Source organism: Collinsella sp. AF31-11, assembly GCF_003475605.1.
In the GTDB taxonomy this organism is placed as follows: Bacteria; Actinomycetota; Coriobacteriia; order Coriobacteriales; family Coriobacteriaceae; genus Collinsella.
Window position 1 is genome coordinate 118,135 of record NZ_QRQS01000003.1, and the last position, 23,956, is coordinate 142,090.

Annotated in this window: 21 protein-coding genes; 8 read left to right on the forward strand and 13 right to left on the reverse strand. The window is 58.6% G+C overall.

Annotated features, from left to right (window positions below):
* Positions 1-89: 89 nt before the first annotated feature.
* Positions 90-1,301 carry a MalY/PatB family protein gene (locus DWZ22_RS02565; protein WP_118405340.1) on the reverse strand — a complete coding sequence of 404 codons (1,212 nt, stop codon included), beginning with the start codon at positions 1,299-1,301 and terminating at the stop codon, positions 90-92.
* A 112-nt stretch (positions 1,302-1,413) separates the two neighbouring features.
* Complete coding sequence (tsaA, locus tag DWZ22_RS02570) at positions 1,414-2,151, reverse strand: tRNA (N6-threonylcarbamoyladenosine(37)-N6)-methyltransferase TrmO (protein WP_233546427.1); 738 nt, start codon at positions 2,149-2,151, stop codon at positions 1,414-1,416.
* A 138-nt stretch (positions 2,152-2,289) separates the two neighbouring features.
* Between tsaA and DWZ22_RS10205 the strand changes: the two genes are divergently transcribed.
* The 3 genes from DWZ22_RS10205 to DWZ22_RS02585 all read left to right on the forward strand — a co-directional run bounded on the left by DWZ22_RS10205 (position 2,290) and on the right by DWZ22_RS02585 (position 4,513).
* The gene (locus DWZ22_RS10205) at positions 2,290-3,117 is read left to right on the forward strand and encodes a TipAS antibiotic-recognition domain-containing protein (protein WP_158573288.1); all 828 of its coding nucleotides are present in this window, start codon (positions 2,290-2,292) and stop codon (positions 3,115-3,117) included.
* Between the two features lie 51 nt (positions 3,118-3,168).
* Positions 3,169-3,414 (forward strand): glutaredoxin, encoded by a 246-nt coding sequence (locus DWZ22_RS02580; RefSeq protein ID WP_117734582.1) that lies wholly within the window; start codon positions 3,169-3,171, stop codon positions 3,412-3,414.
* Between the two features lie 832 nt (positions 3,415-4,246).
* On the forward strand, positions 4,247-4,513 hold the full coding sequence (locus tag DWZ22_RS02585; RefSeq protein ID WP_117734583.1) for a hypothetical protein: 267 nt from the start codon (positions 4,247-4,249) through the stop codon (positions 4,511-4,513).
* A 151-nt stretch (positions 4,514-4,664) separates the two neighbouring features.
* Here DWZ22_RS02585 and DWZ22_RS02590 read toward each other — a convergent pair whose 3' ends face one another.
* The 8 genes from DWZ22_RS02590 to DWZ22_RS02625 all read right to left on the reverse strand — a co-directional run bounded on the left by DWZ22_RS02590 (position 4,665) and on the right by DWZ22_RS02625 (position 14,051).
* Complete coding sequence (locus DWZ22_RS02590) at positions 4,665-5,618, reverse strand: tRNA-dihydrouridine synthase (protein WP_118405342.1); 954 nt, start codon at positions 5,616-5,618, stop codon at positions 4,665-4,667.
* A gap of 50 nt (positions 5,619-5,668) precedes the next feature.
* Entirely contained in the window at positions 5,669-8,923 is a 3,255-nt protein-coding gene (locus tag DWZ22_RS02595; protein ID WP_118405343.1) for an ABC transporter ATP-binding protein/permease, read from the reverse strand.
* A 187-nt stretch (positions 8,924-9,110) separates the two neighbouring features.
* Positions 9,111-10,802, reverse strand: coding sequence for an FAD-dependent oxidoreductase (locus DWZ22_RS02600; RefSeq protein ID WP_118405344.1), 1,692 nt, complete (start codon positions 10,800-10,802; stop codon positions 9,111-9,113).
* Positions 10,799-11,125, reverse strand: a complete 327-nt coding sequence (locus DWZ22_RS02605) for a rhodanese-like domain-containing protein (RefSeq protein ID WP_117734587.1) — start codon at positions 11,123-11,125, stop codon at positions 10,799-10,801. The genes DWZ22_RS02600 and DWZ22_RS02605 overlap by 4 nt, the downstream gene beginning before the upstream one ends.
* A 119-nt stretch (positions 11,126-11,244) precedes the next feature.
* Positions 11,245-11,904, reverse strand: coding sequence for a Crp/Fnr family transcriptional regulator (locus DWZ22_RS02610; RefSeq protein WP_158553148.1), 660 nt, complete (start codon positions 11,902-11,904; stop codon positions 11,245-11,247).
* Positions 11,905-12,002: 98 nt separating this feature from the next.
* Entirely contained in the window at positions 12,003-12,965 is a 963-nt protein-coding gene (locus DWZ22_RS02615) for a redoxin domain-containing protein (RefSeq protein WP_118405345.1), read from the reverse strand.
* A 35-nt stretch (positions 12,966-13,000) separates the two neighbouring features.
* The gene (locus tag DWZ22_RS02620) at positions 13,001-13,912 is read right to left on the reverse strand and encodes a 4Fe-4S binding protein (protein ID WP_233505092.1); all 912 of its coding nucleotides are present in this window, start codon (positions 13,910-13,912) and stop codon (positions 13,001-13,003) included.
* A complete protein-coding gene (locus DWZ22_RS02625; RefSeq protein ID WP_197032826.1) occupies positions 13,905-14,051 on the reverse strand; it encodes a CD1871A family CXXC motif-containing protein in 147 nt (48 codons plus the stop codon). Before DWZ22_RS02625 ends, DWZ22_RS02620 begins: the two co-directional genes overlap by 8 nt.
* Before the next feature lie 89 nt (positions 14,052-14,140).
* On the opposite strand from DWZ22_RS02625, the gene DWZ22_RS02630 reads away from it, so the two are divergent.
* From DWZ22_RS02630 to DWZ22_RS10375, 3 genes are read left to right on the forward strand one after another with little or no spacing between them, the layout of a single operon-like run.
* On the forward strand, positions 14,141-14,815 hold the full coding sequence (locus DWZ22_RS02630) for a response regulator transcription factor (RefSeq protein WP_118405346.1): 675 nt from the start codon (positions 14,141-14,143) through the stop codon (positions 14,813-14,815).
* Entirely contained in the window at positions 14,812-15,687 is an 876-nt protein-coding gene (locus DWZ22_RS02635) for a histidine kinase dimerization/phospho-acceptor domain-containing protein (RefSeq protein ID WP_233546428.1), read from the forward strand. Before DWZ22_RS02630 ends, DWZ22_RS02635 begins: the two co-directional genes overlap by 4 nt.
* Complete coding sequence (locus DWZ22_RS10375; RefSeq protein ID WP_369833803.1) at positions 15,688-15,960, forward strand: sensor histidine kinase; 273 nt, start codon at positions 15,688-15,690, stop codon at positions 15,958-15,960. It abuts the gene before it with no gap.
* Positions 15,961-16,076: 116 nt separating this feature from the next.
* Here the strand turns inward: DWZ22_RS10375 and guaA are convergent, their stop codons facing one another.
* On the reverse strand, positions 16,077-17,057 hold the full coding sequence (guaA, locus tag DWZ22_RS02640; protein WP_118405347.1) for a glutamine-hydrolyzing GMP synthase: 981 nt from the start codon (positions 17,055-17,057) through the stop codon (positions 16,077-16,079).
* A 296-nt stretch (positions 17,058-17,353) separates the two neighbouring features.
* On the opposite strand from guaA, the gene DWZ22_RS10250 reads away from it, so the two are divergent.
* Positions 17,354-18,358, forward strand: coding sequence for a helix-turn-helix transcriptional regulator (locus tag DWZ22_RS10250; RefSeq protein WP_199407122.1), 1,005 nt, complete (start codon positions 17,354-17,356; stop codon positions 18,356-18,358).
* 155 nt (positions 18,359-18,513) lie between these two features.
* Entirely contained in the window at positions 18,514-22,881 is a 4,368-nt protein-coding gene (locus tag DWZ22_RS02650; protein WP_118405348.1) for a hypothetical protein, read from the forward strand.
* 89 nt (positions 22,882-22,970) lie between these two features.
* Here DWZ22_RS02650 and DWZ22_RS02655 read toward each other — a convergent pair whose 3' ends face one another.
* Both DWZ22_RS02655 and DWZ22_RS02660 read right to left on the reverse strand, forming a co-directional pair.
* Positions 22,971-23,555, reverse strand: coding sequence for a hypothetical protein (locus tag DWZ22_RS02655; protein ID WP_118405349.1), 585 nt, complete (start codon positions 23,553-23,555; stop codon positions 22,971-22,973).
* A gap of 9 nt (positions 23,556-23,564) precedes the next feature.
* Complete coding sequence (locus DWZ22_RS02660) at positions 23,565-23,795, reverse strand: helix-turn-helix transcriptional regulator (protein ID WP_117743329.1); 231 nt, start codon at positions 23,793-23,795, stop codon at positions 23,565-23,567.
* Between the last annotated feature and the right edge of the window lie 161 nt (positions 23,796-23,956).

A 23,956-nucleotide genomic window follows, 5' to 3' on the forward strand; every position in this document is an offset into this window, starting at 1 on the left:
GGAAAACGTGCCCGCAGCCCTCTGTGCCCTATGCGCCCACGCACGCTAACGGCGTGGGCGCAGACCGCGGCGGCCGAATCGCTTGCCCCCTATACCCCAAAAACGTAGCGGTCCAGGCGGTCGCACGCTTCCCTTACACGCGAAAGCGGCAGTGCTAGATTCACGCGAATGTGGCAAGATCCGTGGAACGGACGGCCGTCCTGATACCCCACGCCCACACGCGCGCCCTCATCGAGCAGCCACTGAATATCGCGGCCATGCTCGCGGCACCACTCCGTGCAGTCTAGGAACACCATATATGTGCCCTGCGGGCGCGAATAGGACACGCCCTCAAAATGCTCGTCCACGTAATCGCAGAAGTAGTCAATGTTGCTCTCGATGACCTCGTTGAGCTCATCGACCCACTCGTAGCCCTGCGGCTGGTAGGCGCCGATAAGCGCATGCATTGAAAGGACATTCATCTCGTTGTAGTGAGTCTTATTGGACACGGCGCACACGCGATCGCGCAGCGTCTCGTTATAGATGATGTGGTAGCTGCCGACCAGGCCCGCCAGGTTAAACGTCTTGCTCGGCGCATAGAGGGCGACCGTGCGCATGCGGGCATCCTCGCTCACCGACTGCGTCGGGATATGCTTGTGGCCGGGCATGATGATGTCGGACCAGATCTCGTCCGAGATCACCACGCAATCGTGCCGGCGATAGATGTCCATGGCGCGCTCAATCTCATCGCGCTCCCATACGCGGCCGCAGGGGTTATGCGGCGAGCAGAACACCGCGGCATGGATATGGTTTTGGACGAGCTTGCGCTCCATGTCCTCAAAGTCCATGCGCCACACGCCCTGGTCGTCGAGCTTAAGCAGGCTGTGGACAATGCGATAGCCCGCGGCTTCGATAGACTTGGTAAAGCCGATGTAGGTAGGGCTGTGGACCAGCACCGCATCGCCCGGCTGGACATACGCGCGCAGGGTCGATACGACGCCGCCCAGCACGCCGTTTTCGTAGCCGATATGCTCCGGGAGCAGGCCCTCGACGCCATTACGGCGGCTCTGCCATTCGATGATGCGGTCGAAGTACTCGTCGCGCGGATCGAAATAGCCAAACATGGGATGCTGGGCGCGCTGAATGATGTGCTCCTGGACCGTGGGCACCGTGGCAAAGTTCATGTCCGCCACCCACATGGGGATGCGGTCGAAGCCCTCGTCGGGCGCGTTCGGAGCCATGCTGGGGATCTCGCCCCAGGAGTCAACGGCGATGGCGTCCATGCCGTGACGGTCGATAAGCGAAGTAAAGTCGTATTTCATGCTGAGCTCCCGTGCAAAGCGGATTGTTTTGGTAGGAGTTATTGTCCACCAGCGTGGGCGATTTTGGCACGGGGTTTGGCGTTGGATTTGGCGGGCGCCGGCGAATGGCCGGCTAGTCCCGCACGTCGTTGACGGCGATTACCGTCAACCTGGTTCCATCAACCGTAAAGGATATGTCGAGCCCGGCGTAGGCCAGATGGTAGACGCGGTTTGGCTCGTGTTTGCTACCCGCGCGGCGCGGATCTTGGCGAAGGACCTCGACCAAGCCGGGGAGCTTTGTGGACGGGACCATCTCCTGCAGCGCTTGTGGAAAGTCAACATCGAGCTCTTGCCACGGCGCATCCTCAATCCAGCCGCCGGTCGCATCCGGGTGGCAGTCCGCAAACGGAATGTAGGGCTTGATATCGTAGATGGGCGTGCCGTCGCGCAGGTCCGCTCCCAGCACATGGACGATGGGACCGTCGTCGGTAAGCTCGACATGATCGAGCTTGACGCAGGTAAGACCGATGGGATTGGGGCGAAACGGGCTGCGCGTGGCAAATACGCCCACGCGCTCGGCTCCACCTAAGCGCGGCGGACGCACGGTCTTCGACCACTTGGCGTTGGTGCCGGACCTGTCCTGCGTCTTGGCATCGACGGCGATGTCTTCGGCCGTGCCGCCGGGCGTTCCGTTTTCAAAGCGCCAGAGCAGCCACAGGTGAGAGAAGGAGTCCAGACCCTCAACTGACGCGCTGGAAGCATATTCCGGCTCAAAGACAATGCGCCCCTCAAGATGGGGCGCCAAAAAGCTGTTGCGCGGGATGCCGAACTTCTGCGGCAGGTCGGTATGTATGTGTGCAATAGGTTCCATGTCGGTCATTGTACGGCACAGGCGAGGGCAACGGGCCACGATTGCCTGTCATCGCCATCTGCATGCAACCAACGGTTGCTTGGAAGGGCGTCGGCCGCCGCGTATGCTTAACCCAACAAACAGCAGAAAGGAGCCGTTATGGCCTTTGCAGAAAAACTCATCGCCGTCCGCCGCGCCAACAATCTCACTCAAGAGCAGCTCGCCGCCAAGCTCTACGTCACGCGCCAAGCCGTGAGCCGTTGGGAGCGCGGCGAAGTCACCCCGGGCATCGACATGATGAAGCTCATTGCCGCCGTAACCGGAGAGCCGCTGTCCCACCTGCTCGAAATGCCCGAGCACTATTGCCAGAGCTGCGGCATGGTGCTCACACCCGACGACTGCGGCACCGATGCCGCGGGCGCCGCGACCGACCATTACTGCAAGTGGTGCTACGACCGCGGTAAGTACACCTATGAGACCACGATGGAGGCAATGATCGAGGATTGCGCCCCGCGGCTGGCACAAAGCACCGGCATGTCGCTCGACGAAGCCGTCTCGCTCATGGGTGCCGTGCTGCCGCAACTGGAGCGCTGGCGCACCGTGCAAGAAAACGAGGAGCGCTACGGCGCCGAGGCACGGGCACGCTATGGCGACGAGGCAATCGATGCGGCAAACGAAACATTGTTGGATATGGACCCCGAAACCTGGAACGACATGAAAGAACTCGAGCGCGCGATTCTGGGCCAGCTCTCGATTGCCATGGACGACGGCGACCCAAAGAGCGTCGAGGCCCAAAAACTTGTTGCGATGCATCGTCGTTGGATTAGCCTCAACTGGGGACGCGAGCCCCAAGACGACGCATACCTAGGCCTCGCCCACGGCTACCTTGCCGACCAACGCTTTGTTGACTACTACGACAAGCCCTGCGGCACCGGGGCCACAGCGTTTTTGGTTCAGGCCATCGAGTCGTCGCTGGCTCGCGCATAGACCGCGGCGGCTTTGGGTATCTCAATCGAAACCTCAACCGATTGGAGACCTATGGCTACTGATCACGAGCTCGAGCTGTACGTTATGACCGGCTGCCCGTATTGCTTAAAGGTCAAGCACTTTTTGGCCGATAACGGCGTGACCATTCCCGAGCGCAATATCTCGACCGATTCCGATGCCGAACAGACACTCATCGCCGTCGGCGGAAAACGCCAGGTTCCCTGCCTGTTCATCGACGGCAAACCACTCTACGAATCGAGCGACATCATCGCGTGGGTGCAGGAAAACCTGCTCTAGTACGCACGCTCTGTCCGTCCAGGGCCCCAACCCATACGACCCAAACATGTACACCAGCATCCAAAGTCGACATTTTTCGACATCTTTGGATGCTGGCGTACAGCTTTTTGGTAGTCATGGACGCTCTTGGCCGGCTAATTGTTTGAGGAGACCTTTGGATTATGGCTGTTTGACGCCTCTGGAAAGGTTTCCGAGAGGGCTGTGGTCAAAAAAGGGCAAATATGAGTACTGCTACCTGTTTAGTAGCAGCGATTTTGATCACTTCAGGAACTATTCAACGTTCCACTCGTCCGCAGACGACGTTATTTCTCCTCATATGTTCAATAAAAGTAGCTCTTAATGGGAACAAATCTCATCAGGAGCTACAATTTATAGCAAATAAATGCAACCATAATGGCAACAGTACTCATATTTGCCTTTTTTGACCACGACCCTCCAGAATAGTCGCTGAGAGCGACACTAAATGACAAAATCCGACACTTGAACGTTCTTATATGAGTAGCCATTGAAGGACACCTAACGACTACTCCCATTCGCGACACACTGTGTCGCGAATTAAGCTGGCCCCATTACCGAAGACCAGTGAGAGCTCCTGCCCAGAATCTCAATAGCTTAATAAAGGGCTCCCCTCCGGAAGTTCAATGAGCATCCAAATTCCAAGCTGAAAAGCAAAGGAGTATCGAAGCCGTCAATGCTCATTTCCTATCGAACAGGCAGGTCAAAACAAGCTAATTAGCCCGATGAACTGCTTGTATTTTTGTCTACAAAATTGTATACAAAAAGAGAATCCGAGAACCGGCGCTCGACATTATGTCGATCGATAGGAGGCGCCATGGATGCTAAGCAGCTCGAAAAGATGATGGGGTTTGCTCCCGGAGAGTTGAAGAAAGCCGCGGAAGCCTACGAAAAAGATGAGTGGCCGAAAGGTCGCACCATCAAGTTGGGAAGGCCACCAATCTCCGATGAGCCGAGCGTCGTTATATCAGCACGTGTGGGCGAATCGATTCTTGAGGCGTTTGGCGAAAAAGCCAAACGCCATGGGCAAACACGCACGGAGCGGCTCAGAGAGCTCATTACACTTGATGCACTGATTGCCTAGGCCCGCTCCCCCGTCGGACCCAAACATGTACACCAGCATCCAAAGTCGACATTTTTCGACATCTTTGGATGCTGGTGTACAGCTTTTTGCTACATAGTCGTTGGGGACGTCCTTAAATGACCAGTCGTTAAAGAACGCCCCCGATGACTAGTTAGCCGTGGAAGCGAGCTGTGGGTGCAAGCGGCTGTTCACGAAAGACGCGCTCGACGGCAGCGCGGTATTCGTCGACCTTTTTGGTCTTGCGTACGATCTTGTGGACGGTAGCGGGATCAGCGAAAGCGCACTTGGCGTAGAACCACCACTCCTTCATGCGGAAGACCGCATTGCCGCCAATCTCTTCTGCATATGCCGCAAACAGCGTGTCGTGGAAGCGCTGCAGCTCAGCAGCCGTTGCAGCAGGGCCGCCCTTGACCATGCGAGCCAGAGCGGGGTTCGCGAGCAGGCCACGCCCCAACATCACATGGCGCGTGCCGGGATAGGCCTCCACCAGCGCGTCCATATCCTCAAGATCAAAAATGTCACCGTTATAGGCCACGGGGAACGGCGCACGCTCCAGCGTCTCGCCATAAAACTCTTTGCGCGGCGAGCCCGTATAGCGGTCCTTCTGTACGCGCGGATGCACGATCAGCTCTGCCAACGGCATGCGGCAATACAGATCGAGCACGCGCTCGTATTCGTCGTCATTCTCCAGCCCCAGCCTGGTCTTTACCGACACCGGCAACGGCGACCGCTCGCACACATCGCTTAAGAACGCCTCGAGCTCGTCGAGATTGCGCAAGAAACCCGAGCCCTTGCCCTTGGCGACAACCGTTCCCGAAGGGCAACCCAGGTTGAGATTGACCTCGCGGTAGCCCATGTCGGCGAGCACCTGTGCCGCCCACACAAACTCGTCCGCATTCTTGGACATCAGCTGGGGCACCACGTTAAGTCCCTGGTTATTAGCAGGGTCGATCTCTTTAAACGCCTTGCCGCCAAAGCGATTGCCCACCCGCGGCGGCGGCAAAAACGGCGTGTAATAACAATCGAGCGCGCCGAAGCACTCCGCATGCACGCGACGGAACACATGCCCGGTAATCCCCTCCATAGGGGCCAGCGATAAATACATCAACATCCATTCTCAAATCAATGTGACAAAGGGACAGTCCCTTTGTCACATTATTCGGAGCGCAGGGCCTCCACGGGGTCTTTCTTGGATGCACTGCGGGCCGGCAGCAAACCGGCAACGACCGTCAGCAGCACCGAAATCGCGATGAGCACCAGCGCATCCTGCACGGGCAGGCTCATCAGATTGGGTACCTGTTTGGCAGCAAGCGCCCAGGCATTAACCGGAAAGCTCACGGCCACCACGACGACAATAGCAAAGACGCCGGCAATGAGGCCCTCGATAAAGGTCTCGGCATTGAACACGTTGGCCACGTTGCGCTTTGACGCGCCGATCGCGCGCAGGATGCCAATCTCCTTTTTTCGCTCCAGCACGCTGATGTAGGTGATGATGCCGATCATGATGGAGCTCACCACCAGGCTGATGCTCACGAATGCGATGAGCACCAAGCTGATGGTGTTCACGATGTCGGTCACCGAACCCATGATGATGCCCATGTAGTCGGTGTACGAGATCGCCTGTTCATCGTGGCCGGCGGCTTTGACCTGCTTGTTGTACGCATCGATGTGATCGAGCACACGCTCCTTGGCCTCAAAGTCGCGCGGGAAAATCTTGACCGAGATGGGGTCGGCCTCATCCGCATAGCCCAACGTGGTCAGATTGTTGTCGTAGGTGAGCTTCGAAGCCTTGGCATAGCTCATCATGAGCGAACTCAGATCCTCGGCATCCATGTTGAAATGGATGGCACGAGCAAAAGCGCTCGCATCCACACGCATAGCGCTCGCCAGGTTGGCAAAACTCGATGACATCTGCGTCGCCATCTGGCCCATGAGCCCTTCCGCGCCCGCCTTGAGCTGAGCTGACACCGTCGCCGCAATCTGATCGCTGATCGACTTCATCACCTGGTCCATAGCCTGCTGCAGATACGGAGCCAGCTGCTTTTGCACATAGTCGGCCATCGCCTGCTGCAGGCGCTCGGCCAGGGCATCGCCGCCGAGGGCCTTGAGCTGAGCCAGGTATTGCTGGGCGGCGGCATCATGCTCAAGATACGTCGAGAATGCGGCAGCAAGCTTTGACGCGTCTTTAAGATCTTCGGGTGACAGCGCCTTAAACTGATCCGACTGCATAAAGCCCTCAAACAGCTGGCTGACAAGCGTTCCCACCTGCTGCATTTGCTCAGGCGTGAGTTCCAGGCCCTCAAAGATACCCGAGAAATCTGGAGCCGGCGCTTTGGCCATGATGTCGCTGAAGTCGACGTCCTTCCCAACGCCCGAAAGGTCAATGTCCAGACCGGACAAGTCGATACCAGAAAGGTCCATACCGCTGGCCGCACCCGAGAGCGCAGACGTATCGAGCGAGAACGCGCTCTTTAGCGCCGCCTCGTCCACGCTGAACATGCTGCCCAGATCAACGCCTTGCTTGGCCTCGCCTTGCAGCTCATCAAAGGTTTTACCCGTAAAGACATCCGTCTCGGGGCGGGCAAGCTGCTCCTGCACGATCTGCGAATCGGCAGCGCGCTCCATAAGCTGGCGAGTCAGCGCATGCGTATAGGCAATGCCCGGAGACAATGCACTCGCATTGGCTGTCTCGTTAGGTCGCACCACGCCCACAATGTGCACGTCAATACCGTCGGCAACCTTGGCGGCCATAAAGTCGGCGTCGCCAGACATGTCAGTCCACATGCCGGTCTCTTCGTTTTTGCGATAGGCATCGGCCGGCGACAACACCTTAAATGTCGTGGACAGCGCATCGTCGTAGGTAATGTCGGTGCCGGTCTCGGGCGTCTCGACCTTGCCGTCGGCCGTCATGGCGCTGTTGACCAGGTCATTGAGCTCATCGATATCCAGCGCACCGATGCTATAGAGCGTATAGTCACCCACCGTGCCGCGGCTCGAAAGCACCATCACGGCCTCGTTGGCGGACGAGGGCCAATGGCCGGCAACGACATCGTACTGGCTGTCGAGCAGGCTCTGGTCGTCAATCATCTCGTTAAAGACCGAGGTCCCCATGGAATCCATGCTCACCGTTGCCGCCGAGCTCGCGCCTCCGCTCATAGCCTCGGTCATAGCGTTGGGAACAAGCCGAACGGGCTTCTCGTCGCCCTTGCCGGCACGATAGACAACCGGCGATACACCGTAGCCGTACTGAATGGCGTTGACCTCTTTATCGATGCCGTCGCCACCGGCATCGAGCCATGCCTTAAAGCTCGTCATGTCGTTGGACTTAACGCTTGCGAACATATCCTTTACGGCCGTGACCACAGGGATCTTATCGGTCCCCTGAGCCTTGCCGTCGGCACTGTCGTCGGACGAATCCACGCTTTCAGACGAACCGTCATCCGTGGCCCCCTCTCCGCCCATCATGGACGACAGGTCGTAATCCTGCTTGGAAATGGTGAGTGGGTAGCTCGAGAGCGTGTCCTCCTCGACCTTTTTGATGTAGCCGTTTACGCCGTTGGAGAGTGCCAGGATCGCTGCGATACCGATAATGCCAATCGAACCTGCAAAGGCCGTCATGGCCGTGCGGCCCTTCTTGGTCATGAGGTTTCGGGCAGAAAGCCCCAGGGCCGTCACAAAGCTCATCGAGGTTTTGCGCGTAGGCTTGGCCTCGCGGCGCGCGGCCTTGGCAACATCAAAGGGGTCGGAATCGTCGGTGATCTTGCCGTCCGCCAGGTTGACGATGCGCGTAGCGTACTTGTACGCCAGCTCGGGATTGTGCGTGACCATAATGACCAGACGGTCGCGCGCCACGTCCTTGAGCAAATCCATGACCTGCACGGATGTCGTTGAGTCTAGGGCGCCGGTCGGCTCGTCTGCCAGCACGATCTCGGGGTCGTTGATCAGGGCGCGGGCGATGGCCACGCGCTGCATCTGTCCGCCCGATAGCTGGCTCGGGCGTTTGTTAACGTGCTCGCCCAGGCCAACTTTCTCCAACGCCTCGCGCGCACGCTGGCGGCGCTCGGCATGCCCCACACCCGTGAGCGTGAGCGCCAGCTCCACGTTTTCCAAAATGGTCTGATGCGGAATGAGGTTATAGCTTTGGAACACAAAGCCGATGCGGTTGTTGCGGTAGGCATCCCAATCGCGGTCGCTGAAGTCCTTGGTCGAGATGCCGTCGATCAGCAAGTCGCCGGAATCAAAATGATCGAGTCCACCAATGACGTTGAGCATCGTAGTTTTTCCCGAGCCCGAGGGACCCAGGATGGCCACGAACTCGTTATCGCGAAAAGACAGGCTTACGCTGTCGAGCGCCACCTGCGTAAACGACTGCGCAACATACCTTTTGCAAATATCTCTGAGATCCAGCATGGACGGCAACCTCTCCCCCGCCGTTCGCGTTCGACACGTTTGACCTACTCTATCAGCTTTTCTGCCGGTACCAGTAAGGAATGTAGCGAACAAAAAAACGGGACAGCACGCCGCATGGCGCACCATCCCGCGTATAACATCCCCGATGCGACAAAGAGGCTGTCACTTTGTCACATTCCAATGCGCGCTACTTTTCGAGCCCGCACGGCATAACGTTAGCGCTGCCGCGGCGAGCCTCAGTCACGGCTGCAAAGAAGCGATAGCCGCCCGAGAAGTTAAAGCACTCAAAGCCATGCTGCGCCAAAATGCGGCAAGCAATGTAGCTGCGAATGCCGCTCTGGCAAATCACGTAAACCGGCTTGGCCCGGTCGAGCTCGCCCAGGCGATTGCGCAGATCATCGACGGGAATGTTTACGAAACCATCGATATGCCCGCGCTCATACTCCCCTTCCGTACGAACATCGAGCAGCTGCACGCTGCCATCGCGTGGCAAGTTGGGCTCATCCTCCCAATGCCACTGCGCCAGTATGCCGCGATTGAGGTTCTCGATCATAAAGCCCGCCATATTGACGGGATCCTTCGCCGATGAATACGGCGGCGCGTATGCTAGGTCCAAATCCTTAAGCCTATCGCCGCGCATGCCTGCCTGGATGGCAGTCGCCAGGACGTCGATACGCTTGTCCACACCATCGATGCCCACGATTTGCGCACCCAGCAGGCGCAATCCCTGCTTCTCGAAGACAACCTTCATGGTCATGGGCGTTGCACCCGGATAATAACCCGCATGCGAACCGGGCGACAGGACCACGCTGTCGCAGTCAATTCCCGCCGCGTGTGCTGCCTTTTCGGATAGTCCCGTGCTTGCCGCCGTCAAGTCGAATACCTTGATAACCGATGAGCCCAACGATCCGAGGTAGCAGCTGTCCATGCCAGCTATGACATCGGCGACGACACGCCCCTGCTTGTTGGCGGGGCCGGCGAGCGAAATGACCGCGTCCTCGCCGGTCACCTGATGCGTGACCTGCACGGCATCGCCCACGGCATACACGTCGGCAGCAGAGGTCTCCATGCGGTCGTTGACCACAATAGCCCCCTTGATGTCCAGTTCGAGCCCCGCCTCTTGCGCCAGATGGCTCTCAGGTGCCACGCCAATGGCAAGCAGCACCATATCGGCTCCGATAGGGTCATCGCCCGCAACATGGGTGACAACGCGGCCATCAACTTCCTCAAAACCTGTCACATCGGCCTTGAGGCGCAGATCGATACCGTGCTCACGCACCTCGGTATGCAAAAGGGTCGCCATGTCGTAATCCAGGTTGTTCATAAGCTGGACGGGACGCTGCAGAAGGGTCACCTGGAGCCCCAGCTCACACAGATTCTCCGCCGTCTCGACGCCAATGAAGCCGCCGCCGATCACGACGGCACTGCTCGGTCGCCGCTCTCGAACATAGCTGTGAATACGCAGCGTGTCCTCAACGGTGCGTAGGCTAAAGATTTTATCCGAGTCGATGCCCGGCAACGCAGGGCGGATCGGCTTTGCACCCGGCGACAGGATGAGCTTGTCATACGTCTCGACAAATTCCTCGCCCGTCAGCATATTGCGAACCTCGACCGTATGCGAATCGGGATGGATGGCAAACACCTCGTGACTCGTCTTGACCGCAATGCGAAAGCGATCCCAAAAGCCCTTGGGAGACTGCAGCGTCAATGCGCTCTCTTCTTCTATCACGCCGCCAATGTAGTACGGAAGCCCACAGTTGGCATACGATACAAAACCCGTGCGCTCAAAGATGACAATTTGGGCCTGCTCGTCGAGTCTGCGCAAACGTGCCGCCGCCGATGCGCCGCCCGCGACGCCTCCAACGATAACCACCTTCATAGCCAACGCACCACCTTTCCCGTGTAGCCGCTTATGCCGCCGATATTCTTGACACTGCCATACCCAGAACGCTTAAGAAAACTCACAGCTTGGTTGCTTCGCGCACCGCTCAGGCAATGCACGAAAAGCTGCGTGCCCTTGTCTGGATACAGCTCAAGCACCTGGTTGATACGATTGAGCGGAACGTTGACGCTGCCCGGAATGTGGCCCTGTCCATGCTCGTCAGCACTCCTCACGTCGAGCAGCACCGCCCCCTTAGAAGCCTTCCATTCCTGGACGCCCACATTAATGTCCGGTCCTGCAAACAAATCAAACAATCCCATAGCGCACTCCTTTGCTGGTTGCTTTGGGCAAGTATGCCAAGGCACTGCGGTCGCGTTCTGTGACCAAGTCACCAAACGGAAAATATGTTGCCGACGGCAGATGCAGCTGCGCGGTAGGTCTAGACCAACCGTGCTAACCCATCTACATCACGCACGATAATCCGTCCGCGCCTAATCTCGATGAGCCCGTCCTGCGCAAGACGTCGCAGAGCGCGCGTCACCGCTTCGCGCGCAGAGTTGATGTCGCGTGCAAGCTCGTCTTGCGTTACGGCAACTTCTGCTGTGCCCGCAGCTCGGCAATGCTCGAGCACGTAGCTGGCGACGCGCTGATCGAGGCGCTTAAAGAGCATCTGCTGCAGCACGCATACCACCTGGGAGTAGCGCTTCACCTCAACCTGGAGCATAAAGGCCTTAACGTAGACATTATCGCGGGCGAGCTGGGCACACACGCTCGCAGGAACCACCAAAAGCGATGACCTGCGTGCTGTAACCACCATGGTGTCAAATGAAATCTGCTCGATAACGCACGAGGCCGTGGTGACACAGCACTCTCCGCAGCCAACCCTAAACAGCGTGACCTCCTTGCCTTCCTCGGAAAGCAGGCTCACGCGAATGTCACCTTCGATAATAAAAACAATGCCAGTGCAAGAATTTCCGCTGCTACCGATTATCTGCCCGGCATCAAAGGATCGCAGCGACGAGCGCTCTGCCACGAGCGTCTGCTCATCGGATGTAAGTTGTCCCCAAAACGGCAACCGCTCGACCATGCTGCCGACCATAGCCGCCCCCTTTCGACGTATACCCATGATGCTACCCCGAAGCAGAAAAAAGAGTCGCTGTTTCCAGCGACTCCCCTTCAGTTGTCTGTCCCACGGACTTACAGTTCGCTCTTCGCGAGTGCCTGATCGATCAGTTTGTTGAGCGCCTCGCGCTGCTCAGCGGAGTTGATGCCGCCCATGATCGGCTCTCCCACAATGTTACCGTTCTGGTCGATCACATAGGTGGTCGGGAACGAGTACAGGTTGGAGGTGAACTTTCCGGCCTCGCTGTCCGACTTAAACCAGATGTTCTTATACGTCACGCCCTTCTTGGAAAGCACGTCCTTGGCATCGGCCACCTCGTCTTTGTTGCCATCGAGCGTAAAGGAATTAACGCCCACGACCTGGCCGCCCTTCTCGGCAAGCTCCTTGTTGAGCTTCTCCAGATCGCCCAGCTCTCCCACGCACGGCTTGCAGGTGGTAAACCAGAAGTTCATGACGGTGACCTTGTTCTTGGAGAACAGCTCGTCGCTGTTTACATCGTTGCCGTCCAAGTCCTTGCCCTTAAAGCTGGGAAACTTCGTCTCCCCGCTCTCGCCGTTGGTCATGCCTGCGGTCGAGGCATCGACGCTCTCCCCCTCGCCGGGCGTGCTGCCGCATCCGGGGAACTCCTTCTCCAGCGCCATGAGCTTGTCCTCGATCTCCTTGACCTGCTGCGCGCCGGCCTTAAGCGTCTTAAGCTCGTCAGCCGCAAACTGATCCTTGGCGCCCTCGATGGTATCGAGCAAGAAGTCACCGTAGTTCTTGCCGTCCTCAATCATGGGAGTGTCTTTGTTGGCCGCAAGGAACACCTTTTCCCATAGGGCGTTATCGCTCGCAAAGATCTCGTTTTCCTTTTGCAGCAGCTGCTGGTACAGCTCGGCCGCCTCCTCGGCACTCGACGGCTTTTGCGCTATGAGCTCGGCAATCTGCGCATCGCCGCTCTTGGCATCCTTCGCGTCGCCCTTGGGGGCAGAGCACGCCGCGAGAGTCAGCGCCAGCACGGGCAGCATCAACAGAGCCGCAATTTTTGACAGTTTCATGGTTCCTCCGTTTATATCGAAACTTATATAGGTACCTATTTGTTTTCGCAGGCTTGCGTGGACTGCGCGGGTTTGTCGCCCGTCAAACCCAGCCCGTAGCGAAAGCTAATAGCATCGACGGGGCACGCGCCCACGCATTTGCCGCAACGAATGCACTCGGCATGGTCGGGCGTACGCGTAACGTCCACGTCCATCTGGCACACCTTGGCGCACTTGCCGCACGAGACGCATTTACAATGATCAACCCGAATCCCCAGCAATGACACCTTGTTCATGAGCGCATAAAATGCGCCGAGGGGGCAAATCCATTTGCAGAAGGGGCGATAGAACAGCACGCTCAGCACCGCAACCACAATGAGGATCGCGAGCTTCCAGGAAAAGAGCTTTCCCAGCGCGGAGCGGATTCCCACGTTCATGATGGACAGCGGAATCGCGCCCTCGAGCACACCTTGCGGGCAGATGTACTTGCAAAAGAACGGGTCGCCCATACCCACATCGTTAACCACCAAGACGGGCAGCAGCACCACGGCAAACAGCAGCACGGCATACTTGATGTACGTGAGCGGCTTGAGCTTTTTCGTGGAGAGCTTTTTGCTGGGAATCTTATGAAAAAGCTCTTGTAGCCATCCAAACGGGCACAAAAAGCCGCATACAAAACGTCCCAGCAGCACGCCTATCAGAATGAGCGTTCCGGTGACGTAATACGAAAAGCTAAACTTAGACGAGCCCACCACCGACTGAAACGACCCGATGGGGCACGCACCCGAGGCCGCCGGACACGAGTAGCAGTTGAGGCCCGGCACGCAGACGGCTTTGCCCGCTCCCTGGTAGATGCCGCCCTTGGCAAAGTTAGGCAGGTGAATATTGGTCGCAAGCGTCGCCGCCGCCTGAATCAATCCACGAAATCGCGCTAAAAGATGCGATGCAGTGTTTTTTCTTTTATCCAATTCCGATACACTCCAAGCACAGCCTGATTGCCTTGGCCAGCACGGCATCTGCCTCGCCGCGCATAATTCCAAAGCCAACCATGGCTACCCCAACGATCAGCAAAGCCACCTGCGCCACAGGCTTAATCGCTTTGAACAATCTGACCACTCCTTTCGTTTCGCGACCCATTGGACCATACCGACTATAAAATCCGTGTTAAGCGTGAATGATTATGCAAGGAGAACGTTATACGTATCTTGGTCGTCGAGGACGAGCGGGCGCTGTGCGATGCGATCGCACGCAGCCTTCGCAACTTGGCCTATAGCGTCGACTGCTGCTACGACGGACAACAGGCCCTCGATCTGCTCGATGTCGAGACCTTTGATCTTGTTGTGCTCGACCTCAATCTCCCCCATGTCGACGGCATGACCGTGCTCAGGCAACTCAGGACAACTGATTGCGAGACCAAGGTGCTCGTGCTCTCGGCACGCGGCGAGGTCTCCGACAAGGTAGCGGGGCTCGGTGCGGGCGCCAACGACTACCTCACCAAGCCGTTCCATCTTGACGAGCTGGCGGCACGCATGCGCAGCCTCACGCTCAGGCGCTTTACGCAAAGCGACGTTGTTCTAACCTGTGGATCGTTGAGCTTTGACACCAAGGCGTGCCTCGCCTCCGTGGACGGCGAGACCCTATGCCTCACGCGCAAGGAAACCGGCATCTTGGAATACCTGATGCTTAACCCGGGTCGGCCGATGAGCCAGGAGGAGCTTATCGAGCATGTATGGGACAGCAGCGTCAACAGCTTTAGCAACGCGACCCGCGTGCACATCTCGTCACTGCGCAAAAAGCTGCGCGGCGCGCTGGGGCATGACCCCATCCGCAACCGAATCGGCGAAGGCTACGTTATGGAGGACGGCAAATGAAGCGGCTGTCGCTGCAGTGGCGCATCACGTTGATGACGGCCCTGCTGATATGTTCGACCTGCGTACTTATGAATTGCCTGGTTGGTTACTCCGGCATGCGCTACATGGACTCGATTGGTGCAGAAGCGTCGGCGCACAACAAGGTGGAGACCGCAGCGCCCAGCTCATTTGACCCGGTAAGCAAAGAGCTCGACGATGAGTTGACCATCGTCGTGAGCGACGCCCAAGCATCGTTTAGCGCGACGAGCTGGTGCATAACCGCGGCGGCGACGCTGCTCGGTGGCGTGCTAGCCTACTTCGTGAGCGGATATGCGCTGCAGCCGTTGCGCTCCTTTGCGGCGCAAGTCGAGAGCGTGCGGCCCGACAACCTCGCCGACACAAAGATCAGCGAGGACGTGCCCTCTGAACTCAGGCGCTGCAGCGCGTCGTTTAACGACATGATTTCCCGCCTTGACGAGGGATTATCCGCACAAAGACAGTTTACGGGCAATGCGGCGCACGAGCTGCGCACGCCGCTCGCGCTCATGCAAGCCCAGGTTGAGTTGTTTTGCGCTGAGCACCCCGACGCCGATGCCGATACAGCGAGCCTGCTCCGGCTGCTGCAGGAGCAGACCGAGCGAATGACGCACATGACAAAAACCCTGCTCGAGATGAGCGAGCTGCGTAGTGTTCCCTGCAACGATGCGATTGACCTGGCGCCGATGATCGAAGAAGTGCTCACCGACCTGGCGCCCCTTGCCGAGCAAAAGGGCATCACGCTTGTAAGCAAGGGCGACGCGCAAACGATCGGCAGCGACACGTTGATCTATCGGCTACTGTTCAACCTGGTTGAGAATGCCATTCGCTACAGTGCGCCCAGCTCAACCGTGTAAATCGGCGCCCGTGCCGAAGGCGACCGCGTGCTGCTTCGCGTGCGTGACCAAGGGCCAGGCATTCCCAAGCAATACCAGACGAGCATCTTTCAGCCCTTCTTTCGTGTCGACAGATCGCGCAGCAGAGCATATGGCGGTGTGGGGCTGGGGCTTGCGCTGGTCTGGGAGATCGCCGCGCTTCACGGCGGCTCCATCGAGGTCGAAGAAAGCTCGAAGCGCGGAACGACCATGCTCGTGATTCTTCCCGCTCGCGCACCCGGCTCATTAAAATAACGAACGGGATGGCACGCCGTGTGGTGTACCATCCCGCACATAACATCGAAGATGTGACAAAGGGACCGTCCCTTTGTCACATCTGCTAGTTCTCGTCGCCTACCAGCTGAGTTAGCTTACTCCCACTCGACCGTGCCGACGGGCTTCGGCGTAAGGTCGTAGCAAACGCGGCAGATACCGGGGACCTCGGCGGTCACGCGTGCGGTAATGCGTTTGAGCAGCGCCCAGTCGAGCTCGGGCACCTCAGCGGTCATGACGTCGACGGTATTGATGCAGCGAATAATGCAGGGCCAGTCGTAGGCGCGCTTGCCCTCGCGCACGCCGGTGGCGCGGAGGTCGGGCACGACGGCAAAATACTGCCAGATGGTCAGACCTGCCTTGTCGATCTCCTCGCGCACGATGGCGTCGGCTTCGCGCAGCGCCTCAAGACGGTCGCGGGTAATGGCGCCAAGGCAGCGGACGCCCAGGCCAGGACCGGGGAACGGCTGACGCTCAACCATGTTCTCGGGCAGGCCGAGCTCGCGGCCCACGACGCGCACCTCGTCCTTGTACAGCAGCTTGACGGGCTCGCAGAGCTCAAACTGCAGGTCCTCGGGTAGACCGCCCACGTTGTGGTGAGCCTTCACGCCGTCCTGGGACTCCAGAATGTCGGGGTAGATGGTGCCCTGGGCGAGGAAACTGACCTCGTCACCGACCTTGCGGGCCTCCTCCTCGAACACGCGGATAAACTCGGCGCCGATGATCTTGCGCTTGGCCTCGGGCTCGTCGACGTCGACGAGCTTATCGAGGAAGCGGTCGGTAGCGTCCACATAGACCAGGTTGGCGTCCATCTGGTTCTTGAACACGTCGACGACCTGCTCGCTCTCGCCCTTGCGCATGAGGCCGTGGTTCACGTGCACGCAGATGAGCTGCTTACCAATAGCTTTGATCAGCAGCGCCGCGACAACAGAGCTGTCAACGCCGCCAGAAAGGGCCAGCAGGACCTTCTTGTCACCGATCTGCTCGCGGATTGCGGTGACCTGCTCGCCGATGAACGCCTGAGCAAGTTCGGGAGTGGTGATACGCACCATATCGTCGGGACGCTTGTTGGGATCCATGCAGGGCTCCTTTTCGGTTCGATGGAACGCGCCGCGCATATGCAAACGCGCTGTCATATGCCCTCATTATATGCAGAGCAAGGTTCGTTTCCCATCGCTGCAACGGAGCTTTTTGCAGGGGTGGCAATTTTTCCTAATGTCGAGGTCAGCTAGACTTCGGTAGCTCCCTTGGGAGCATTGCCAATAGACTCTTCCTTTATTCGTTCGGCATAATCGTAGGCGATAACCACAAATTCCAGTCCCGAGCAACAGGAGTACAATTGCTGCTAATGTGGCCACCTGATGGAAGATGGAAGATGGACTGCGATAGTTACCCGCTCATTCCCATGCCGTTGATGTGCACCGCCTTTGTGCCGGGGCAGATTGACGCTGCGGTTGCAGGCATTTCCGACCCCGATTCACGCACCATCGCCACAGCAGAAGCGCTGTACTTTCGCGGACAGGCCACCCTCGCTGCCAAGACGGCGCGCCCCTATCTTGACGCCACCGATCCCGCGCTGCGCTATTCCGCATGCTTTATCTGCGGATATGCCAGTCTGTCGCTCAACCGTATCGCCGATGCCCGTCGTTGCCTTACGGGCATCCTCGATACGCCAACTGACGAGGAATCGCCCGCCGCTCACGCCACGCATATCCTGTTCGCCTCGGCCGCGAGTGTCCTGTTGCACTTGCCTTCCCCGTATTCTGCCGAAGAGTTTCATCCGCTTGCGGCGCATCTGCCCGAAGGCCTGCGCCTGTTCGCCAGCTACGTGATGGCGCACGCCTTGTATCTGCGCGGCGAATACGGCCGCAGTCTGGGCATGGCGGAAAACGCCCTGATCATGAAACAGGAAAGCTATCCGATCTCGGAACTGTTCCTGCACCTGGCAGCTTCCATGGCATACATGAGCCTCAAAGACGTCGACGCCGCAAAGGCACACTTCGGAGCCGCTTGGGACATTGCGCGTCCCGACGGCCTTATCGAGCTCATCGGCGAACACCATGGCCTTTTGCAAGGACTCATCGAGGCATGCCTAAAATCGCAATACCCTGACGATTTCGCACGCATCATCGAGATTACGTATCGATTCAGTTACGGCTGGCGGCGCATCCACAACCCCGATTCGGGCGAGGACGTGGCCGACGATCTAACGACCACGGAGTTCACCATGGCCATGCTCGCCTGCCGTGGGTGGACCAACGCCGAAATCGCACGCCATATGGGCGTGTCGCCGGGCACTGTTAAAAACCGCCTATCCGGCGTATATGCAAAGCTTGGCATCGGCACGCGCGCCGAGCTGGTCGCTCATATGTTGCGTTAGCGACCGGGCTGCCAAGCGCATCGAACGCGATCCGGAGCCCGGCACTTCGCTCGCCTAAATTGGACATTTTGACCCTTGAACGGCACTACCGCCACGGGGCACCTTCTCGCAAAATTGGATTATTTCCACCGATACCTGCGGGATGGGAGCCCAAGATGCTTGATCGCCGTTCGTTACTTGTTGCCGGAGCGTCCTCGCTAGCGAGCATCATGTTGCCTCGCGTGCCGGGAAGCGAAAATGCCTTCCTGCTGCCGTTCGCGCCCACCGAAGCCTATGCCGACGAAAAAGACCCCTTCAGGGTGCTCGTTCTCTCGCGCACCATGTTTGGTGTGGTCGTGGTCGACGCCGCCAACAAGAATATGCCCGTCAAGGGAGCGCAGGTCACGCTCGCGTCGCGTTATGCCGCGGGCAAGCAGCTCTCCGCCACGACCGACGATGAGGGCACGGCCATCTTTGAGGTCGCGCCGCTTTCGGAAGGCTACGTGGACGAGGCAACGCTTCTCGACGCGTACGACTTTAACGGCGGCATCTCCATTAGCATGGCGGGCTACCGCGATGTCGAGATTCCCCTTGCGCGTATCCAGGGCGGCACCGCCATAACCGCGCCCACGCGTCCGCTTTCCGACGGCGAGCCGTACTTCCGCCAGCTCACATTCGACGAATGGGACATCCAATACGCTGAAGCCACGTTCATGGCATTGCCGAAGGACGACACGGCAAACGAGCAGCCCGATACGCACGCCTTTACCGTGCAGGCACATCTGCCACAGGGTGGACAGGCAACGCTGCGCATCAACAAAGTGACGCCTGCCGCGGGCAGTTCGCCCGAAACCGTCACGCAGATCGGTCAGATCAAGGCCAGCGCATCGGGTTCGGATAATCTGGCAACGTTCACACTCGAAGACACGTTCCTCGATGCAGCTTCGGGCCTTCTGGAGGAAGGGTGCAAGCTGCGCTTTATGCTCGACTACCAGGGCAAAACCTACACACTCTCATCCCCTATGGCCGTTGTCACCGCGCCGGCCGCAAAGGCGGAATCCGGATCGACCACTATCGTCCCCACCACCATGGACCAAGAGATCACTCCGTTTGATTTCCCCGCGGCGTTTCCCGGCATCGGCGGTAATAAGTTCACGTGTTGGATGCCCACATTTCCGATCCTCTTCGATTTCTCGTTTGCCGGGTACGTGCTGTTTGGCGGAGGATACAAACCAGCCAGCTATATGAACGATTCGGGCAATCCGGATCCGGAGTACTGGAAGAAGTCACCGCGTGAGTCGGGCGCCAAGCAGGCAACCCGCTACCTCGACAAGATGGAGGGGAAGTGGAGTCAGTACAAGAGCATGAGTGCTGGTTCGGGTACCGATCCAAGGAACACCAAGCTCCTTCGCCACCATTGCACGCCGCTGTTCACGATGGATATCGCCACGCAGCTGTACGGCTCGCTCGCCTACGATTGGGTGGGCAAGACCTGGGGTGACAACAACGATCCCGCATGTGGCAATATTAAGGCCCTCTTCCAGGTAAGAACCGACCTCAACTGGACCGAACAGTTCACCTTGGGACCAGTGCCCTTTTTCCTAAACGTCAACCCCTGGGTGCTGGCGAAGCTGGCGCTCGCCGTGGGTGCCCACACGCACGGCAGCGGCGCGGCGTTTTTTAAAAACATTTCGCTCGACTATTCAAACACGTCGGGCTCGTTTACCATCCAGATCGGGCTTGCCGTCACCTTTGGCGCCGGCGTTGCAGGCGTCGCTTCGTCTGCCGTGCGCGGCGCCGCATCCCTCACGCTGTTCATTGGGTACGAGAAGGCAGATGGACACCAGCTTCCGCGACTGCGCGTAGGTGCAGACGTCGATGTCGACGTGATACTCCAGTTCGTAATGTTCAAGTGGACCACCAAGGCTTGGTCGGGATCGTGGCCCACACTCGCCGATTCGTGGGATATGTCAGTGAACAATGGCGATCAGTATGTGCTCCAGCGCTCTGAGCTGGCCCTGGGTGGAGATACACCTTATACGCTGGATGCCCGATTCGGCTCAGCCGGCAACGCCGAGGCAGGTGGTGTGCCGCAATTTATCGCATCGGCCACCATCGTCACTAACGCCGAGCTGCTCGCACGCGCCGAGGTTAAGGCCACTGCCGTAAACGTCGCGCCTGTCGTGCGCGATTGGGATCAAGCGGTCACGCGCATTGAGCTCGAAGCGGATGCAGAAAGCGACGACACGGGACAGATCGAGCATTTCGTCCATGCACTGATAGAGAACGACGAGAACGCCGCGCCGATGTATGAGTACACCTATATCGGTCAGGCAACGAACGCCGTTGCGGACCCCAACGCCAATTCTGCCGGCGTGTCAGAGGACGAGCGTGGCGGCATAAAACCCTCAAGCGACAACGTACTGTTTTCCGGCGTGCTCAGCGAAGCCCACATGAGGCTAATGATGATTGCCGGCGCGGAGTGTCTATTCCGCATCGCCTCGGTGCGCTACGGCGACAATGGCCGCTCGCGCCTGGTGGTGCACACAAAGGCAAACGGCACGTGGTCCGCTCCCACGCCCGCGGACTTTCCCCTTGGGTTTGGCGAGAACGACGTGGAGCGCGACAGCATATACGATTACGACTTCGACGTGGTGAAATATACGGACGGTAGAGGAAACCGGGACGCCTACGTGCTGCTGGTCTCGGGCGAGCGCCCCGCCGGCGACAACACCCTTTTCGATACGGCAAGCACAGCCGGCATACTGTCCGTTGTGCGCCTGCGCATAAGTAATGACGAGACCCGCGTGGTGTCGCATACGTCATGGCGCAGCATCTCGCGCGGCCGCCTGCAAGAGGATGGCTACCATTGCCTGCAGTGCCCGCGTATCACGGTGGGCAAGACGGTGGTCGACGGGCGCCTGTCGGGTGCCTACCTCCACCGCCACGGAACCACCGCAGAAAAGGCGCTCGGCAGCGAGGCTGAGGTTGCGCTGGAGTGCTTTACCCTGTGGTCGGACGTTTCGGGCGACAGCCTGACGTTCCGCCAAGTTCTCCGCTTTCCGCAAGCACCGTCGAGCATCGAGCTGGGCGCACCCGAAAATATCAACGGCAAAATGGTGGTGCCCGTTGCGTACGAGACCGCAGACGGTTGCGGCTGCGCATCATACGCCGTGATCGGCCAGTCCATTGCTGCCTGGGACGTTATGTCACCAGACGCCACGGTATCCTGTGCGGTGCCGTGGCCACAACATTCGGGCTTTTTGGCAACCGTCAACGAGCAACTGCAGCATATTACTTGGACGCGAGGCGCATCGGCATTTGCAACGCAGCCCGTGGGCGCCGCAGGCTGTGGCCCGGCATCGTTTAGCGTGAGCAACAACGGCAGGTGCGTGCTCTATGTAGAGAACACCGATGGCAAGGTGGGACAAACCTACGACGAAGAAGGCAACCCGGTAGCAGTGATGGGCAAGCACTTCCGCATCTTCGCCAGCACCTTGGCAGGCGATCTGTTCACGGAGCCGTTCGTGATGTGCGAACTGGACCATCCCGTCGATCAGATAACGACATTTTTGACGTCGGGAGGCATGCTCTCCGCGCTCGCCACGCACATTGTGAGCGCGGAGAAGAGCGAGGCAAAGCTGCACGGCATCGAAGTGCCCTTGGTGGCGTGTGCCACTCCGACGGGCGCGGTCGCTACCTCGGGCGCGGTGGTGCCCGGAGCAGCAGGCGAATCCTTTTTGGTCACGGTGCGAAACGACGGCAACACCTTGCTGACCGCCGGCACGATCGATCTGTACCGAGAGGGCTCCAGCCAGCCGTTCTCCAGCGCATCCATCGGATTCGGAGCGAACGCACGCATGGCTTCGATCTACGATCCAGAGCTTGCCGAGGACGCTTCGGCCAACGATATGGCACGCGTGAAATACGCACTCGAGACGCTGGGCGCACGTTTTGCAACGCACCCGCTGGTTGCCGACAATGGAAACGCCGTGCTGGCACCGGGCTGCACGGCACAATTCCGCATGAGCTTTGCCATCCCGGAGAGCTGGGGCGACGAGGTGGGCAAACGCGTCACGCTGTATGCGAAGGCGCGTGACCTGGTGGCGCTCGATCCCGTAACGCTCGAGGAAATCCGACCCGGCGCAAACTCGGCACTGGGCGCCGTACTGCACGAGCTTCATGTGCCCGACGCGGCATGCGAACGCTCAGAAGTGCAGGTCGGCGTATGCGGCAGCGCGGATACGACAGGACTTCACGACGCCCCGATGACAGCAGACGGCGATGGTGGCTCGAGTGGCGGCGGCGCTGACGAGGGCGGCGGATCCGACGGAAGCAGCTCCGGCAGTGGCAAGGACCACGGCAATAACAAGCGTTCCGGAAAAGCGGGCGTGCTTGCGGGCACGAGCGATGTCAACGCTCCCCTCATGGCAGCCGCTGCAGCACTCGCCGCGGCAGGCGCCGGCCTCGTCGCCTACAGCGCCCGCCGTACGGCACTCGAAACCGACACCGCCAATGAGGTCAATTCGGATACGCCTCGCTAGCTCCTAGCTGTTTTTTCGAGAGACGCCGACTCGGCTCATCGAACATCAAATGGGCTGGTTCTGGATACCCAGAGCCAGCCCATTACGCATTAGATGTCGTCAGAGGAGTCGAGTTCTGCCTCGAGCTTGGCACGGCGTCTTTTCGCCGTGAAAAAAGTTGCGCACGGGGCAGCAAACGTGGCCGCGAAAATCGTCGCACCGCAGAACACGCCCGTGGCCAGGTTCGCCAACCAAAAGACGCTTTCGAGCGGTACGATCTGCGCCTCAGCGATACAGCGCATTGCGGCAATAACAAGCGCGAACGCGGCGCCGCTAAGACCGCTGACAAGCATGAAATATCCAACAGGAAGATGCTCGGTTTGCCCAAAACGATTGGTATCGACATAGCCCTTCCGCGTTTGCAGTCCTGCGCAAATCAACATCACGATAACGAGCCACAAATACATGGCTGCCTCGAACGGCGTTGCAAAGCCATGCGGCATTTCACTAGCGTCGCTGTGAACCCACGCAACCTGTCGAGCTATAAACTGGTAGAAAAAGATCATCAACATGCCAAACGAAAGCAGCACGAAACCAATCTTGTAGATCTTCGCGTTCTCAGCCTCCAGGCGCTCATCCTTTGGGCCGGCATATTCACGCCACTTTTGCACGATTTTCAGATCTTCATATTTCATAGCGAACTCCTAAAGAGTATTAGGGTCGACGTCGCTCTCGTCTTCCCAAAACAAGTCGTTCAACGTAACGCGTAGCGCTTTACAGATTGCCACGCACAAATTGAGCGTGGGGTTGTAGCCGCCCGCCTCGATCAGGCCGATGGTCTGGCGCGTAACGCCCACGGCCTGGGCCAAGTCAGCTTGCGAAAGGCCAACCGCCGCGCGCGCCGCCTTCATGCGTAGGTTCTTTTTGCCCGGCATGGAGTTCCTTTCGTAGTAATGGACAGATATCCGTTGCAACATGACAGAAATATATTGTATCCTTCACAAGATGTCAACTATATCTGTCATTATGGAAACCATGTCCGCCATCGCCATGTGGACATAACAATTTCGATTCGCTATTCAAACTTACTCGGACA